Origin of the sequence: Deferrisoma camini S3R1, from assembly GCF_000526155.1 — a bacterium.
Classification (GTDB): Bacteria; Desulfobacterota; Deferrisomatia; order Deferrisomatales; family Deferrisomataceae; genus Deferrisoma; species Deferrisoma camini.
Genome location: NZ_JAFN01000001.1, coordinates 3,316,353 through 3,332,492, shown reverse-complemented (window position 1 = coordinate 3,332,492; position 16,140 = coordinate 3,316,353). Strand labels below are relative to the sequence as shown.

The following is a 16,140-nucleotide window of genomic DNA, read 5'->3' as shown; positions in this document are numbered from 1 at the left end:
GACGGGGCAAGGGTTTCATTCCGAATTGCGTTCAAACAGAGCGCCTCCGGGGCGGGGCAAGGGGCCTGGTTCCGGCCGTGCGTGAGTGCAGCATCCGACTCACGTTGCCTCCAGCACTCAGCCCGGAGGCTCCATGAACGCCGGAAAAACGAACGTTGACACCGTATTTCTCGGATTGCAGCCGGGCGGGCATCGGCTGAGTGCCGGAGGCAACGACTGTCGGAGCCACGCCCGGCGCTCCACCAGGCCCCTTGCCCCGCTCTCTCAGGGGGCCAATGGTTTTGAACGCAACTCGCCGTGAACCCTGCTGAACACCAAGGAGGCGCTCCATGCCCGACACCTTCCGCGTGCTCGTGACCTGCTCGTTGGGCCAGGCGGCCCTGGACCGGTTCACCGAGGAACCCGGCTTCATGGTCCGGGTCGAGAGCATCAACGATCCCCAGACCCTGGCGCGGGCCGTGCCCGGGTTCCACGCCGTGATCGTGCGGAGCAACGTCCGGGTGACCCGGGAGGTGCTCGAGGCCGGAACCGACCTACGGGTGGTGGGTCGGGCCGGCATCGGGGTCGACAACATCGACATGGACGCGGCCACCCGCCTGGGGGTGGCGGTGGTGAACGCCCCGGGCGGCAACGTGGTCACCACGGCCGAGCACGCCCTGACCCTCCTGATGAGCGCGGCCCGCAAGGTGCCCCAGGCCTGCGCGGCCCTGAAGGCGGGCCGTTGGGAGAAGAAGCGGTTCGTGGGCCGGGAGCTGCGGGGCAAGACCCTGGGGATCGTGGGCGTGGGCCGGATCGGCTCGGTGGTGGCCGAGCTGGCCCGGGGCATCCGGATGCGGGTGGTCGCCTACGATCCCTATCTGACCGAGGAGCGGGCGGCCCAGCTCGGGGTGGAGAAGGTGGATCTGGACCGGCTCCTCGCCGAGGCGGACGCGATCACCGTGCACACCCCGCTCACGCCCGACACCCGGGGGCTGTTGGGAGACGAGGCGTTTGCCAAGGTCAAGCCCGGGGTGATCGTGGTCAACTGCGCCCGGGGGGGCATCGTGGACGAGGACGCCCTGGACCGGGCCATCGCCGGGGGCCGGGTGTCGGCCGCCGCCCTGGACGTGTTCGAGCAGGAGCCGCCGCCCCCGAAGTCCCTCTACGGCCGGGACGAGGTGGTGGTCACCCCCCACCTGGGCGCCTCCACGGTCGAGGCCCAGGAGAGCGTCGCCCTGGAGGTGGCCGAGAACGTGATCTCGTTCCTGCGCACCGGCGTGGCGCCCAACGCGCTGAACGCCCCCAGCGTGCCCTCCGAGACCCTGACCCGGCTCGGTCCGTACCTGGACCTGGCCCGCAGGCTGGGGCTGTTCCTGGCCCAGGCCGTGCCCGAACCCGTGGACCGGGTGGAGGTGGCGGTGCAGGGCCAGGCCTCGGGCCAGGGGGCCGACCTGGTGACGGCCGCCGCCCTGGTGGGGCTGCTCTCCCCGGCCCTGGAGACCCGGGTGAACCTAGTGAACGCCCCGGCCGTGGCCCGGGAGCGGGGCGTGCGGGTCTCCACCCGGGTCACGGCCGAGGCCGGGGACTTCAGCGACCTGGTGGCGATCACCGTGGCCGGCCCCTCGGGGGAGCACCGGGTCGAGGGCACCCTGTTCGGCAAGCACGAGCCCCGGCTGGTGCGGTTCAATGACTACCGGCTCGACGCCCTGCCCCGGGGCACCCTGATCCTGATCTACAACCGGGACGTGCCCGGGGTCATCGGGAAGATCGGCACCTGCCTGGGGGATCAGGGGGTGAACATCGCCGGCATGTACAACGGCCGATCCGCGCCCGGCGGCACCGCGATCAGCATGGTGAACATCGACGGCACGGCCGGCCCCGAGGTACTCGAGGCCCTGGCGGGCCTGCCCGACATCCTGGAGGTGCGGCAGCTATTCCTGTGACCTCACCCACTCGTCGATCCGGCGGGCGTCCTCCTCGGGCAGGTCCAGGAACTGCAGGCCGTACCCCGGAGGATGGGGGGAGTCGTGGCGGTAGGGCCGGGCCCACACCACCCGGGCCCGGCACGAGAACTCCCGGTCGAGGCCGGGCAGCCCGAAACGGATCTCGAACTCCTCGCCGGGCCGCCGCACCCGCGGGGAGTTGATGAACAGCCCCCCCCGGCTCACGTTGGTGGCGTACCCGAAGAACACCTCCATGCCCGCGATGCAGCGGGTCTCCCTCACGACCAGGGGAACCCTGGGGTGGGCCCGCCGGTCGGCCGGGGGCCGGGGCGGTGGGGAACGCTTCATGGGAGGTCCTCCGCTGTGTACCGGTACACCAGGGTCCGGCAGGGGTACTCCGGGCGGAACCCCGTGAGCTCCGGCGACACGGTCTCCCCGGCCCCCAGCACCAGGACCCCACCCGGCCGGAGCGCGGCCGTCAGGTTGCGGTGGAGCCGCTCCAGGGTCTCCGGGCCGAAGTAGATGCCCACGTTGCGGCAGAACACCACGTCGAACCCGGTCTCCGGCGGGGGCCCGGCGACCAGGTTGTGCCGCCGGAACCGGACCCAGCGCCGCACGTCGGCCCGGATGCGGGCCCGGCCGCGGTCGAGGGGCTCAAAATACCGCGCCCGGTGCCCTTCGTCGAGGCCCCGCTCCAGCTCCCACGGGTCGTACACCCCCTGGCGGGCCCGCTCCAGAGCCACGGGGCTCAGGTCCGTGGCCAGCAGGTCCAACCGGATCCGGCCCCGGTCCAAGAGGTCTGCCAGGCACATGACGATGCTGTAGGGCTCTTGCCCCGTGCTGCACCCCGCGCTCCAAATCCGCAGGGGGTAGGGTACGGGCCCGCCCCGGGCCAGCTCCGGAACGAGGACCTCGTGCAGGGCCTGGAACGGCCGGCCGTCCCGGAAGAACGAGGTCTCCAGCGTGAGCACCGCCTGGACCAACCCCTCCCGGGCCCGGGTGCCGGCCCGTAGGATCGCGTCCGGCAGGTCCTCCCACCGGGAGCATCCGGTGTCCCGCAGAAGCTTCCCCAGCCGGGACACCACGAAGTACTCCTTGCCCGGCGCCAGGCGGATGCCGGTGTGCTCGAACACCAACTCCGCCACCGCCCGAAACGAGGCGGCATCCAGGATCGGGGGCGATCGGGGCTCCATCCGGGGATTCCTCCGGGGCGTCCACGGTTTCTGGGTCTTGGGGGCCCCTTCCCCATCGGCCCGCACGGGCCCCGGCTTGACCCCCGGGTTGCGACGACCGGGAGCCCTGGGGCATCCTGGGATCCTCGGCAGACTGTTAGTCGGTTCGGGCAGGCCCGGGCCGTTGCAGCCGGCAGGGCATGGGTTTCAGGAACCGGAATTCAGCGGACAGGAGACAGGAAGTCCCGAAAAGTAGTTTGGGTTCCCGGGGGGATCCTCTCGGGGCACCGAAGAGCGTTCTCCCTGTCCACCGACTTCTGAATTCTGGCCCCTGAAACCCATGCCCCCCGAGACCGTGAGGTGGCGTCAAAGAGGCGTGGTCATGCTTGGAATGCTGGGAGATCACGGAGGGTTTCAAGCCTTCTAGCATCCTAGCCTGCCAGCTTTCTAGCGGGCCGAAGGCCCAGACCAACGACCGACGACCAACGACCAACGACCGAAGCTACTGGGAAGAAGACAGAATTCAGAGGACAGGGTTGGGTCCCAGGGGTTCTCCCCGTCCACTGTCCTCTGAGTTCTGGCCCCTGATATGCCGAAGGTCCAAACCGCCGCAAGGAGGTGTGGGTGCGCGTGATCGTGGTGGGCGCGGGCGAGGTGGGGTTCCACACCGCCGAGCGCCTGGCCCTCGAGGGCCACGACGTGGTGGTAGTGGAGCACAGCCGCCAGGCCCTGCGCTCCGTGGAGGAGCGGCTGAACGTCATGGCCCTCGAGGGCAACGGCGCCGAGGCCCGGGTGCTGGAGGAGGCCGGCATCGGGGCGTGCGGCCTGTTCATCGCGGTCACCGACGTGGACGAGGTGAACCTCGTGGCCTGCCTCCTGGCCAAGGAGTACGGGGTGCCGGTGAAGATCGCCCGGGTGCGCTCGGTGGCGTACACCGGCCGGGGCGCGGTGCTCAACGCCGAGAAGCTCGGGATCGAGCTCCTGATCAACCCACTGGAGGCCGTGGCCCAGGACCTGATCAACATCGCCAGCCACGCCGCCGCCGTGGAGGTGGCCGAGTTCGCGGGGGGCCGGATCCTGTTCGTGGGGTACCCCATCACCCCCGACAGCCCGGTGGCCGGCCTCACCCTGGCCGAGATCGGGGAGCTGCGCACCATGTACCCGTTCGTGGTGGCCGCCATCACCCGCCACGGCCGCACCTTGATCCCCCGGGGCGACGACCGGGTGGAGCCCGACGACCACGTGTTTCTGGTGCTCCGGCGGGAGGACCTGGCCGCGGTGCGCTACATGTTCGGCCTGGAGAAGCGCCAGACCCGGCGGATCTTCGTGTTCGGCGGCGGGGCGGTGGGCCAGCGGGTGGCCGAGCACTTCGAGCAAAACCGGGCCGAAGTGACCCTGGTGGAGCCCAACCGGGCCCGGTGCGAGGAGCTCGCCCGCCGAGCCACCCGGGCCACCGTGATCAACGCGGACATCACCGAGGTGGACGTGCTCCTTTCGGAGGGCATCGGCAAGGCCGACGTGGTGGTGGCCACCACCCCCAACGAGGAGAAGAACATCCTGGCCTCCCTGCTGGCCAAGCGCCACGGCGCCCGCCGGGCCCTGTGCGTGGTGGACCGGCCGGCCTACGTGGGGCTGGTGCCGAGCCTGGGCATCGACGCCTGCATCAGCCCCCGACTCTCCACGGCCAGCGCCATCCTCAAGTACGTGCGCCGGGGTGGGGTGCTCAACATGGCCACCGTGGAGGAGAACCAGGCCGAGGTGCTCGAGCTGCGCATCCCCGAGGCGTTCGCCTGGGCCCGCCGACCCCTGCGGGAGATCCCGTTCCCCGACGGCGCCATCGTGGGCGCCGCCCTGCGGGGCGACCAGGCGTTCATCCCCACCGGCGACACCACCCTGGATCCCGGGGACCGCATCGTGGTGTTCGCCCTGCCCGAGGCGGTGGTGGCGGTGGAAGACTTCTTCGGCACGTCATGAACCTGTTCGCCCTCGCCCGAGTCCTGGGCGGCCTGGCCTTGGCCCTGACCGCCGTGCTGCTGGTGCCGCTGGCCCTCTCGCTGGCCGACGGCGACGGGACCCACCCGACCTTTCTCGCCGCCCTGGCCGCTTCGGCAGGCCTCGGAGGGGGGCTCCTGGCCCTGGGACGGCGGGGCCCGGCCGAGCTCACCCACCGGGAGGGGTTCGCCGTGGTCACCCTGGGCTGGGTCCTGTTCGGGCTGGTGGGCGCCCTGCCCTACCGGCTCCACGGCGCCCTGCCCACCATGGTGGACGCGGTGTTCGAGTCCCTCTCCGGGTTCACCACCACCGGGGCCACCGTGCTCACCGACATCGAGGCCCTGCCCCGGAGCCTGCTGCTATGGCGGGCCACCACCCACTGGCTCGGCGGCATGGGCATCATCGTGCTGGGGCTCGCCATCCTGCCCATGCTCGGGGTCGGCGGCATGCAGATGTTCCGGGCCGAGGTGCCCGGCCCCACCGCGGACCGGCTCCGGCCGCGCATCCAGGACACGGCCAAGCTCCTGTGGGGGGTGTACGTGGCCCTGACCGCGGTGGAGACCCTGCTCCTGATGCTGGGGGGGCTCGACTGGTTCGAGGCGGTGTGCCACGCCTTCGCCACCATGGCCACCGGCGGGTTCAGCACCCGCAACGCCAGCGTGGCCGGGTTCGGCAGCGCCTACGTGGACGCCGTGATCACGGTGTTCATGTTTCTGGCCGGCGTGAACTTCGCCCTGCACCACGCCGCCCTGACCGGCGGGTGGCGCCGCATCCGCCGGAACGAGGAGCTGCGGGCCTACGGGCTGCTGACCCTGGCCGCGGTGGCCGTGCTGATGGTCTCCAACACGGCCCGCGCCTACCCGAACTTCTGGCAGAACCTGCGCTACAGCGCGTTCCAGGCCGTGTCGATCCTGACCACCACGGGGTTCGGCACGGCCGACTACGAGACCTGGCCCGTGGTGGGGCAGGTGCTCCTGGTGCTGCTCATGTTCATCGGGGGGTGCGCCGGCAGCACCGGCGGGGGCATGAAGGTGAGCCGGGTCGTGCTGATCGTCAAGCACGCCTGGGCCCAGCTCTGGTCGCTCATCCATCCCCGGGGGGTGCGGCTGGTGAAGCTGGACGGCCGGCCCGTGCCCCCCGAGGTGCTCCAGGGGGTGCTGGGGTTCTTCGCCCTCTACCTCCTGACCGTCGGCGGGGGCGCCCTGGCCATGGCCGCCCTCGGCGTGGACCCGGTCACGGCCGTGGCGTCGGTGATCGCCTGCGTGGGCAACATCGGGCCCGGGCTCGGGGGGGTGGGCCCGACCGACACCTACGCCCACCTGCCCCAGGCCGGCAAGGCCGTGCTCACCTTCTGCATGCTGGCCGGCCGGCTCGAGCTGTTCACGGTGTTCGTGCTGTTCTTCCCCGGGGCATGGAGAAGGTAGGCGGATCAGATGGATGGCAACTTGGCATGACACCCCTGGAGACGCGGAATGAACCCCTTTGACCTGTTCGTGCTCGTGTTGGCCGGCCTGCTCCTGCTGGCCGGGATCTGGAAGGGCGCCGTGCGCCAGATCGCGGGCTTCGCCGGGGTGATCCTGGGCGCCGGGGCCGCGCTTCGCTACCACGGGGAGCTGGCCCGCCTGATCCCCTGGGGCGCGCCGGCTACCCGGGAGCTGATCGCGTTCTCGGCGCTTCTGGTGGGGGCGATCGCGGCGGCGTTCCTGGTGGGGTGGGCGATCTCCCGGCTCCTGGGCGCCGCCTGCCTGGGGTGGCTAGACCGGACCCTGGGTGCGGCCCTGGGGCTCGTGAAGGCGATCGTGGTGGCAGCGACCGTCGGGTACTTCCTGGCCGCGCTCCTGCCGGCCCGTTCGACCCTGATCCGGCGCTCGGTGACCCTGCCCTATGCCCTGCGGGCCGCCGAAACCGCCCTGGAGCTCCTACCCCCAACCTACCGCAGGCCCGTGCGCGAAGGACGGCAGGCCCTTCGCCGGTTGGGCCGGGGGATCTGACCCATGGCCCCGGACGCCCCCTCCACCGCCCGGATCCTCATGCTCGGGCTCCTGCACACCCTGCGCCGGCGGCGAGGTCTGCCCACCGAGGTGGAGGTGGAGGTGCCCCCCGAGGGCACGCCCGCCGCCGAGGTGGCCCGGCGGCTCGACCTGCCGCTGGACCGGATCGAGGCCGTCATCGTGAACCACCGAACCCACGACCTCTCCCACCCCATCCGGCCGGGCGACCGGGCCGCGTTCGTGCCCCAGGGCACGCCCGGCCCCCACCGGTACACCCTGGGCATCTACTCCGCCGGGAAAGGTTCTCAGGACGAGCCCTAGGCCTCCCACCGCGGCCCCGGGCCTAGTTGGTCGCCGCAGCGGGGGGCCGGAGGCGTTCGAGCAGCTCCTCCCGGCCCGAGACCCCGACCTTGGCGTAGATGCGGCGGGCATAGGTCTGGACCGACGAGGGCGAGATGCCCAGGCGCTCGGCGATGGCGCGGTTGCTCAACCCCTGGAGCATGCAGACCGCGACCTCCCGCTCGCGGGAGGAAAGGGGCACCGCGCCGAGCCGGGGCAGCACCAGTTCCCCGGTCGGAGTCCCCTCGGCCGCGGAGGGCCCGGTGGGGTCCCGGCCCGGTGCCGCGCCAGGGACGTCGCCCCCCGATACGGCGTAGAGCACGAGCAGCGCGCCGTTCACGAAAAACGCCCCCAGCAGCGGCACCCCGTCCCCCACCGCCCACGGTCCGTGGGCGGCAAGGCACCCCAGCCCCAGCCCCCCGCACACGCTCGCCAGCCCCAGGGCGAAGCCCCGCGCGGGATCGGGCTGCCCCAGGCAGTAAGCCAGCACAAAGGCGTCCAGGAAGCCGGACCCCCCCTGCATGAGGCCCATGCCGGCGTTCACCCCCCCTGCACCGCCCGTTCGAAACACCGCGAGCGCGGCGAATCCGAACGCCACCCCCAGGACCAGGGTGGGCTTGGCCCGGCCCCGGCCCAGGTACACCGCGGCCAGCACCGCCCCCGCGTACGCCGCGAGCTCCGCGCCCGGCAGCCAGGCCACCCGCGCGTAAGCGGGAAACAGTTTCTCGTAAAACACCCCGTTCAGGGCGTAGATGGCCAGCAGGAACCCCAGGTGGGCCCCGTGGAGAAGCCGCACCGACGGGGGGGCTGGCGGCGGGGGCACGGGTCTCCACAGGGGAACGAGCACCACCGCAGCCGCGGCCAACAGCCGCAGCCCCGGCGGGCCGGGAAGCCGTGCGGCCAGGGGCAGCACCAGATTGGCCGCCACCAGAGCCCAGGCCCCCGCGACGAGGGGGCGGTCGGAGCGGGCCAGGGCCCCGGCCACCCGCACGGCCAGGGGCGCGCTCACCGCGCCCAAGACCCCCAGGACCAGGCCGTGGCCTGCGGGGAAGAACGGGTACAGGGCGGTGAGCCCCGCCGCGACAACGCCGCCGCCCACGGAGGCGGGAAGGAGCATCCGGCGCAGCGCCCCGCTCGCTCCCAGCAGCGCCAGCCCGGCCGCGTGGGGAAGCAGGAACGCGGCGACCGGCGGAGGGGGGGTGTTCTCCAGGGCGAAGAACGGCCCTTGGAGCGGGAACAGAAGGAGCCAGAACACGAAAGCGGCAAAATGGATCGCCGGCCGGTTTCCGGGATGCATGGCGGCTACTTTACCCCCAAGAAAACGAGAAATACAAGCAAACGCGTCGGCGCCCGACTCCTCCTGGACGACACCGTGGACGACACGATTTCCGGCGGATGACACGGTGGACGACTTTTCGCCCGTTCTCGGCGTCCGATACAGAACCTTAGCTGGGGGCGCCAGACCCTTCCCGTCCGCCGGCCTGGCCGGCGGCCCCGTCCCAAGGAGAGGAGAGGATCCATGGTGTGGAAACTGCCGACAATCGGACCGGTGCGGGGGGCCCGCGAAGGGAGGGGCGTGCTTTCCCAGCGGATGCGGCTCGGACTGATCAGCCTGCTCGTCTTGGCCGCCGCCGGCTGCGGGGGTGGGGGAGGCGGCTCAGGAGGAACCCAACCCTCGGCGGCATCGACGACCGAGAGCGCCCTGACCGTGTCCGGAACGGTCCGGGATCTGTCCAGCGCCGGCGCGGCGCGCCTGGCCCGATCGGAACTCTCCGCCGTGGAGAACGCGGTCGTGCGGGTGTCGGTGGACCTGGACGGGGACGGCCTGTTCGCCCCGGAGACCGAGGTGTTCACCGTGCGCACCGATGAAAGCGGCGGCTTCGTTGTCAGCCTGCCGGCCGAAGCCGAGGGCAAGACGGTGGAGGTCCGGGTGGAGAAGCCCGGGTACAGCACCTTTGTGAAGCGGTACGAGGACGTCGAGGGGTCCATCCTAATGGACCCGGTCTTGTCCGAGGGCGCGGTGGCCGCGGTGGACCTGGACGGGGTGTCGGCCTCGCCGGCACGCGCGGGTCGAGTGGTGCTCGACACCGACCGCACGGTCACCGTGAGCCTGGTACGCGACCGGGCCACGGGCCGCCGCGCGGCACGGGTGTTCTGGGGCTCCGAGCCCTCGCCCTTTTCCGGCGCCGGCCAGGAGCTCGCCCGGATGTCATTCAGCCTGCGGGGGTTGGAGCTACCGGCCGGCACCCAGCGGCTGTACGCAAGCGTGGCCTACCTGGACACGGCCAACGACCCCGACACCATGCCCGGCGGTTTCAAGGCCGAGGGCTCCGGCGACAGCCCGGTGGAGGTGCTAAGCACCTACGCCGCCTCCGAGATCACCCTATACGACGAGCTCGGCAACAAGCTCCTCACCGACCCCACCGATCGGGACCGGGACATCCGGATCCGGATCGCGATTCCGGCCGAGGCGTATGAGACGCTGGTGGACGAGGATCCCGAGACCCCTGAGGTGGAGATTCCGCTCTTCTACTATGACGAAGCAGCAGGAACCTGGCGACTCCACCGCACGGCCGACGGCAGCCCGGCCTACGGCCATCTCGAGGACCCGTACGGAAACGTGCTCACCCAGGACGACCTCGCGCGGCTCCGGGCCGGGGACGACACCGACACCCCGGTGTTCGGGGTGGGAACGGTGCACCACTTTACCACCTGGAACTGCGACCGCTCCGGGTACTCGGTCAGCTACCACGCCAGGCTCCGGGACCGGAACGGCAACCGCGTGAAGAACGTCTCGGTGCGCGTGCGCACGAGGCGCGGCGGCCGGACCTCGGACTACAGCAACCGCCCCGACCCCAACCTCCACACCTACCGGGCCGCCACGGCCGACAGCATCATCCGCAGGGTGCTGGACCGGAGCATCTCGGCCGAGGAACGCTCCCGGTACCTGTACGCCGTGATGCACTCCAAAAACCCCGACGCCCTGACCGCCCTTCTGGAGGCCCTACGCCGCTACGAGGAGAACCAGATGGTGGAGATCTCCTCGGAGGAGAGCGAGTTCAAACGGGGACTGATGGATATCTTCCGGAGGAAAGAAATCAACGACGCCTTCATCAACACCGAGGGGCTGGACTGCTCCAAGACCCCCGACCTCTGCAAGGGGGCCGTCGCGGCCGCGGCCGAAGCCGTGAACCGGTCGTCCAAGGCCAAGCAGGTCACCGCGTTCCTGATGCAGATCGCGGTGGACGCCTACAACCCTACCAACCTGGACTTCGAGTACGCGGCCACCAAAGGCCTGGAGTTCCTGGACGTTGTGGCGAACACCGACGGCGTGGCCCAGGAGCTCGGCGAGATTCCCGGTCAGATCAAGTCGGCCAAGGAGCTGGCCTCGCAGGCCCTTCAAGCCTACCGGGCGTACAAAAAAGGGACGGGAAGCTGGCGCGACTTCTGGAACCTGGCCAAACAGCTCCGGGAGACCATGGAGAACATCAAGAGCCTCGCCAGCACCCTGGGCAGCCGCCTGAACCGGCGTGTGACCCGGGCGGCGCCGCTCACCGAGCCCGATCCGCAGACCCCCGAGGAGGAGGCGGCCGCGGTGGACGACGTGGCGGACGAGGTGTTGGCCTCGTACGACGAACTGGGCGGGCTCCTGCTCGGGGCGTCGCACATGCGGCGGTACCAATGGGGCTACTTCGACGACCAGGGCGAGTTCCACCCTGTGGAGGACTGGCCCGGGAAGCCCGAGTACGTGGGCGGGGACGCGGTGGTCATGCTGGAGTACTACGACGGCACCGACTGGGTCCCGTTGGAAGGCCGGTCGGATCTGGGGGTGGACGCCTCGTTCATCCCTGTTCCGACGGTGACCTCGTTCGGGCCCGGCAGCCCCCAGGCCCCGGCGCTCTACCTGGGCACCTGGACCTTGGACCTGGAGCCCAACGTGACCGTGCAGGGGCTGGTGCAGAGCAAGGGGGGCGCACCCCTGCCGGACGTGCCGGTGGTGGTGGCCGGCACCGAGCTGCGCACCGGCCCCGACGGGCGGTTCGAGGGCGAGATCTCGTGGTTTTCCGACTCCACGTGGGTGCCGTACCAGCTGCCGTCCTTCGGGCTGGGTGGAAGCGGTACGCTCCGCGAAGGGGCCCTGGACCTGGGAACGATCGAGGTCCAGGACCAGGTGACGGTGGACTACGGGAACGTACCTTGGCTGACGAGGCTCCGGCGGGGGGAGTCGCTGACCGTTCGACCGGACGAGTGGGCCGGAAGCGCCAGCGGCCGGACGCTCGCGATCTCCTACGCCCTGTACCGGGGTTGGGTGTCCGACGAATCGGTGCCGATCGAGGAAGGGTCGGGGGAGTCGTTTTCGTTCACGGTGGCAGACGACGTGGACCTGGGCCGGTACACCCTCCGGGTGACCCTGTCCGTGGCGGACGACGACACGGTGCCGCCCCGGGTGGTGGACCTGGGGATCGACGTGCAGAGCACCCCGCCCTCGATCGATGCCCTTACCCTGAGCGCCGACGAGGTCCAGGCCGGCAGCCCGGTGGTGGTGAGCCTGGACGCGTCGGACCCCGACGGCGACGACACGATCCGCTCCCGCAACATCACCTTGGACTGCTCGGACGAGGCGGGCACCCGCCGCTGGTTGGCCGTGAGGGCCGAGCCCGACGGAACCTGGTCCATCGGCACCGATCCGGCCTACACCCTGCTCGAGGGCACGCTCCGGTGCGTGGTCATCGCCTCGGTGACGGATCGCACGTGGCTCACGGACCGGGAAACCGCCGAGTTCACCGTGGAACCCAACCCGGTTCCGCCGGAAGTGGCGGGCGGCGGGCTCGACGACGAGTACGTGGTGTCCCTGTACCGGGCGTACGATGCGGACACCGACGGATGGCAAGAGCGGGTGGACGTGTGGATGGCCGGGCGGGTCTGGTTCCGAGACCCCAACGGCGACCTGGACCACTTCGAGCTCGACTGCGGTAACGGCGAATCCCCGGCCGAGGCCGCCAGCGTCTGGGACCTCCCCGCGTGCCGCTACACCGACCCCGGGGACTTCGCGGTCACCTACAAAGCGGTGGACTCCCGGGGGCTCGAGACGGCCCTCACCACCACGGTGCACGTGCTCTACCCCTTGCGGTTCGAGGTGTCCCTGCCGGAAGACGCGCTTCACCAAGACGAGGACGGCAACACCTGGGTGGAGCTCCCGGCCGGGGACGCCCCCGGCCTGGACGTGACCGTGCAGGTCAAGAGCGACAACGGCCCCGGCGGGTACGAGGAAGGGGGCGGTTCGATCGCGGAAGGCACGTACTCGGTGACCTACCGGTCGGGCAACCGGTGGTGGTGGTCCGAGACGATCGCCTGGAACGCGGAACTCCCCGAGGACGGGGCCATCCCCCTCGTTCTGGACAAGCCGGGCAGCTACACGGTGTCGGTGTGGGCCCAGGATGCCAGGGGGATGAGCGCGTCGCTCTCACGGGTGATCGAGGTCACGGCTCCGTTCGACGGCGAGCTCCGGGTGAACGGCGACCCCCTGGATGCCTTTGCCGCCTCCGGCGGCTGGGTGCTCGTGGGCGACGAGGTGGCGCTCTCGGTGGAGGTGACCACCCAGCCCGACGATGCAGACCTGCGATTCCGGTGGCTCGTGGACGGCGTGGACCAAGGGGAGGGCACGAGCCCAGCGTTCACCTACACCCCGGACACCGAGGGCGAACACACCGTGCGGGTCGAGATTCGAAACGCCCAGGAGACGGCCGAGGCCCACAAGGTGGTGCGGGAGGTGAGCTTCCAGGCCTACTCCCCGGTACTCTTGGAGGTGGGCCGCGCGGACGGGGTGGACGAGCCTACGGCCCGGGCGGGCGACGTGGTGACCCTGGGGGCCGCGGTGCCGGAGGGCGTGGAGGTGGCGGAGGTCCGGTGGAGCGTGGATGGCCCGGAGGGCGGGTTCCGGCCGGTTCCCACGGACGATCCGCTGCAGGCCGCGTGGACCTTTGCGGAGGCCGGCTCCTACACCGTGAGGGTGGAGGCGGAGGACAGCCGGGGGGTCGTGTCCACGGCCACGTACGCCGTGACGGTCACGGCCGACCCGCCGGTGATCCACGCCCTCACGGCCGACCCCGCCTCGGGCCGACCGCCGCTGGAGGTCACGTTTGCTGCGGATGCCGAGGATCCGGACGCCCGGGAGGGCGAGAGCCTGTACTACCGGTGGTTCGTGGACGGTGAGCCCGTGAGCGCCGGCACCGCGAGCACCTTCACCCATGCCTTCGAGGCGGAGGCCACCCACACCGTGCGGGTGGAGGTGACGGATGCGGGCGGGCTCACTGCCTCGTCTTCGGTACCGGTGCTGGTCCAGGACCGGCCGCCGACGATCGTGTCCGTTCGGGTGGAGCCCGGTTCGGGCGTGGCCCCCCTGGACGTCACGGCAACGGCCGAGGCCGACGACGACGGGGAGATCACCGGGTACGCGTGGTACCTGGACGACGAACCGATCGGATCGGGCGCCACCCTATCCCATACCTTCCAGGACCCGGGCACCTACACGCTGACCGCGGAGGTCACCGACGACGCGGGCCAGAGCTCGACCAAGAGCGTCACGGTGTACGTCCTGGATCCGGACGAAGCGGGCGTGGTGTTCCAGTTCAAGGAGGTCCGGTCCGACGGCCTCGGACCGGAGGTGGACTTCGACGCCCTGTCGGACGTGATCGGCCACGGCGGAGGCCTGTGGTTTGCGAGCACTCCGGTGGACGATCCTGCCGTGAACTCGGAGGACCTGCAGGGGCTGAGCTCCCAGCTGACGTTTGCGGGGCCGGCGTTTTACGGGTTCCACGGAGAGAGCTGGGGCAACGTGTCCGATACCCTGGTCCAGATCGAGACCCCCGGCACGTATGAGGTGGGTCTGGACTCCTGGGAGACCGGCTCGTCACGCACGGTCCGGTTCCCTGCGGCCTACAGCTGCGGGCTCCTTCTCTACGGGCAGTGGCCCCGCAACTTCGGGTACTGGGGGTCGAACGTGGATTCCCCGCTGTCCTCCCTGGACATCGAGCCGCTGTGGGCCTTTACGACGTCGGACGGGCGGGTGAACCTGCTCGCCATGCTGGGTCAGTGGAACGACTCCACGTACACCTGCGACTACGAGTACTTCGGGTTCAAGAGCTCCGGGGAGGACGCGTTCTCCCTGGGCGAGACGGACGCGGTGGCGCTGCGGTCATTGGAGATCGCCTCGCCCGCCGGCATCCAAGTCGAGCTGTCCGACGTGGCGATCCTCGTCGACGGGATGGAGCTTCGGTTCGGGGAAACCCACGAGCTTCCCCAGGATGACCAGGGCAGGGTACAGATCCCGGTGGTGCCGGGGGCGGACTACGTGCTGGAGTTCGCTGCCCCACTCGACGACGGCTCCTACTGGACCGTGGAGGTCCCCCTGGACGCGGACACGGTGGGGGCGTCCGACCCCGTGCCCGTGGATCTTTCGGGGCTCGACCCGGAGTCTCCCCTGGGGCTGGAGAACGCGCCCCCAGGCTATCTACGGGCGGAGGTTGTGGGGGCGTCGGGGATCCGGGTGCGGTCCATGCAGAGTGTGTCCGAGGGCGCCGCCGCCACCGGGTCGGTGCTCACAGTGCAGGACGAGAGCACGGTGCACCTGATGTTCGACGGCACGGACCAACGGGACGGGTTCGGGTTCTACCGCTCCTGGGCGCCCGAGGCGCTGCCCGACCCCCTGGACCTCGCCGCGCCGGGCGTGGCCGTGACCGTGTCGGATCCGGAGATCACCGTGGACACCGAGGGCAAGACGGTCACGGTACGCTACCAGGCCTCGAACGCCGACGCCTGCGCGGTGGACGTGGACGTGGAGTTCGACACGAACGGCGACGGGTGGGCCGACCGCACCCGGTGGGAGAACTACCTGACGGACGGCTCGATCACCGAGCTCACCCTGGGCTATCCCCTGCCCGAGATGACCGTGACCTACGGGGGAGAGGGAAGCGCCGACACCCAGACCTACCCCGCCACGGATGCCGTGAGCAAGGTCACGGCCCGGGTCACCTGCATGCGCCTGACGGGCGGCTACGACGCCTTCGTCCGGGAGGTCCTCCGGGAGGGCGGCACCCTCGAGGAGATCTCGTCCTACGGGTGGCAGCCGATCGACCTGATGGAGGTGCCGGCCGTGGAGGAGATGGCGTGGAAACGCACCTCGTGGACCCTCGGCCCCCCGTAAGCCGGAAACCCCATCTGCAAGAAAGGAAGGGCCCCTCGGGGCCCTTCCTTTTTCCCCCGGGCACGGCCCAAGGAGGCTACGACTCCGCCGAATCCCCGCTGCGGTCCGCCTCCAACCCCGCCAGGAGGGCCCGCACCTCCCCATCCAGGGGCACGGCCCGGCCGGTTTGGGCCGACACCACCACGAAGGTCACGTCGGCCTCGGCCACCACGGTGTCGGTGCCGGCCAGGCGCACCACCTGGCGCACCACGCCCGAGCGGTTCCCCAGCCCCTTCAGGGAGGTGAGGATCTCCAGCTCGTCGCCCAGGAAGGCGGGCCGGCGGTAGTTGATGTTGATGTTCACCACGGAGAACCCGTACCCCCCCTTCATGAACCCGGCCAGGTCTCCGCGCTCCTCCACCCAGCTCCACCGGCCCTCCTCGAGGAACTCCAGGTACCGGGCGTTGTTGACGTGTCCGTAGAGATCCAGGTGGTACCCCCGGACCTTGATCCTGGTGACGTGGGGCATGGGGCGTTCTCCT

General features: G+C 70.7%; 10 protein-coding genes. 6 read left to right on the top strand and 4 right to left on the bottom strand.

Annotated features, from left to right (window positions below; all coding sequences use genetic code 11):
• The first annotated feature begins 329 nt into the window (after positions 1-329).
• A complete protein-coding gene (gene serA, locus DEFCA_RS0114700) occupies positions 330-1,922 on the top strand; it encodes a phosphoglycerate dehydrogenase (RefSeq protein ID WP_025323769.1) in 1,593 nt (530 codons plus the stop codon).
• Here the strand turns inward: serA and DEFCA_RS0114695 are convergent.
• Positions 1,911-2,270: a PilZ domain-containing protein gene (locus DEFCA_RS0114695; protein ID WP_025323768.1), complete on the bottom strand. Its 360-nt coding sequence runs from the start codon at positions 2,268-2,270 to the stop codon at positions 1,911-1,913. The two genes, serA and DEFCA_RS0114695, sit on opposite strands and share 12 nt — an antisense overlap.
• Positions 2,267-3,115, bottom strand: coding sequence for a CheR family methyltransferase (locus DEFCA_RS0114690; protein WP_051463266.1), 849 nt, complete (start codon positions 3,113-3,115; stop codon positions 2,267-2,269). Before DEFCA_RS0114690 ends, DEFCA_RS0114695 begins: the two co-directional genes overlap by 4 nt.
• A 603-nt stretch (positions 3,116-3,718) precedes the next feature.
• Between DEFCA_RS0114690 and trkA the strand changes: the two genes are divergently transcribed.
• Genes trkA through DEFCA_RS0114670 form a run of 4 tightly spaced genes read left to right on the top strand, consistent with a single transcriptional unit; the run spans position 3,719 to position 7,398 of the window.
• Entirely contained in the window at positions 3,719-5,068 is a 1,350-nt protein-coding gene (gene trkA / locus DEFCA_RS0114685) for a Trk system potassium transporter TrkA (RefSeq protein WP_025323766.1), read from the top strand.
• Positions 5,065-6,510, top strand: coding sequence for a TrkH family potassium uptake protein (locus DEFCA_RS0114680; protein WP_025323765.1), 1,446 nt, complete (start codon positions 5,065-5,067; stop codon positions 6,508-6,510). Before trkA ends, DEFCA_RS0114680 begins: the two co-directional genes overlap by 4 nt.
• A gap of 48 nt (positions 6,511-6,558) precedes the next feature.
• Positions 6,559-7,077, top strand: a complete 519-nt coding sequence (locus DEFCA_RS0114675) for a CvpA family protein (RefSeq protein ID WP_025323764.1) — start codon at positions 6,559-6,561, stop codon at positions 7,075-7,077.
• Between the two features lie 3 nt (positions 7,078-7,080).
• Positions 7,081-7,398, top strand: a complete 318-nt coding sequence (locus DEFCA_RS0114670) for a hypothetical protein (RefSeq protein ID WP_025323763.1) — start codon at positions 7,081-7,083, stop codon at positions 7,396-7,398.
• A gap of 22 nt (positions 7,399-7,420) precedes the next feature.
• On the opposite strand, the gene DEFCA_RS0114665 is transcribed toward DEFCA_RS0114670, so the two are convergent.
• Positions 7,421-8,713 (bottom strand): helix-turn-helix domain-containing protein, encoded by a 1,293-nt coding sequence (locus tag DEFCA_RS0114665; RefSeq protein ID WP_025323762.1) that lies wholly within the window; start codon positions 8,711-8,713, stop codon positions 7,421-7,423.
• A 222-nt stretch (positions 8,714-8,935) separates the two neighbouring features.
• Between DEFCA_RS0114665 and DEFCA_RS0114660 the strand changes: the two genes are divergently transcribed.
• Positions 8,936-15,619: a PKD domain-containing protein gene (locus DEFCA_RS0114660; protein ID WP_025323761.1), complete on the top strand. Its 6,684-nt coding sequence runs from the start codon at positions 8,936-8,938 to the stop codon at positions 15,617-15,619.
• Between the two features lie 76 nt (positions 15,620-15,695).
• Here the strand turns inward: DEFCA_RS0114660 and DEFCA_RS0114655 are convergent, their stop codons facing one another.
• Positions 15,696-16,127, bottom strand: a complete 432-nt coding sequence (locus tag DEFCA_RS0114655) for an acyl-CoA thioesterase (RefSeq protein ID WP_025323760.1) — start codon at positions 16,125-16,127, stop codon at positions 15,696-15,698.
• Between the last annotated feature and the right edge of the window lie 13 nt (positions 16,128-16,140).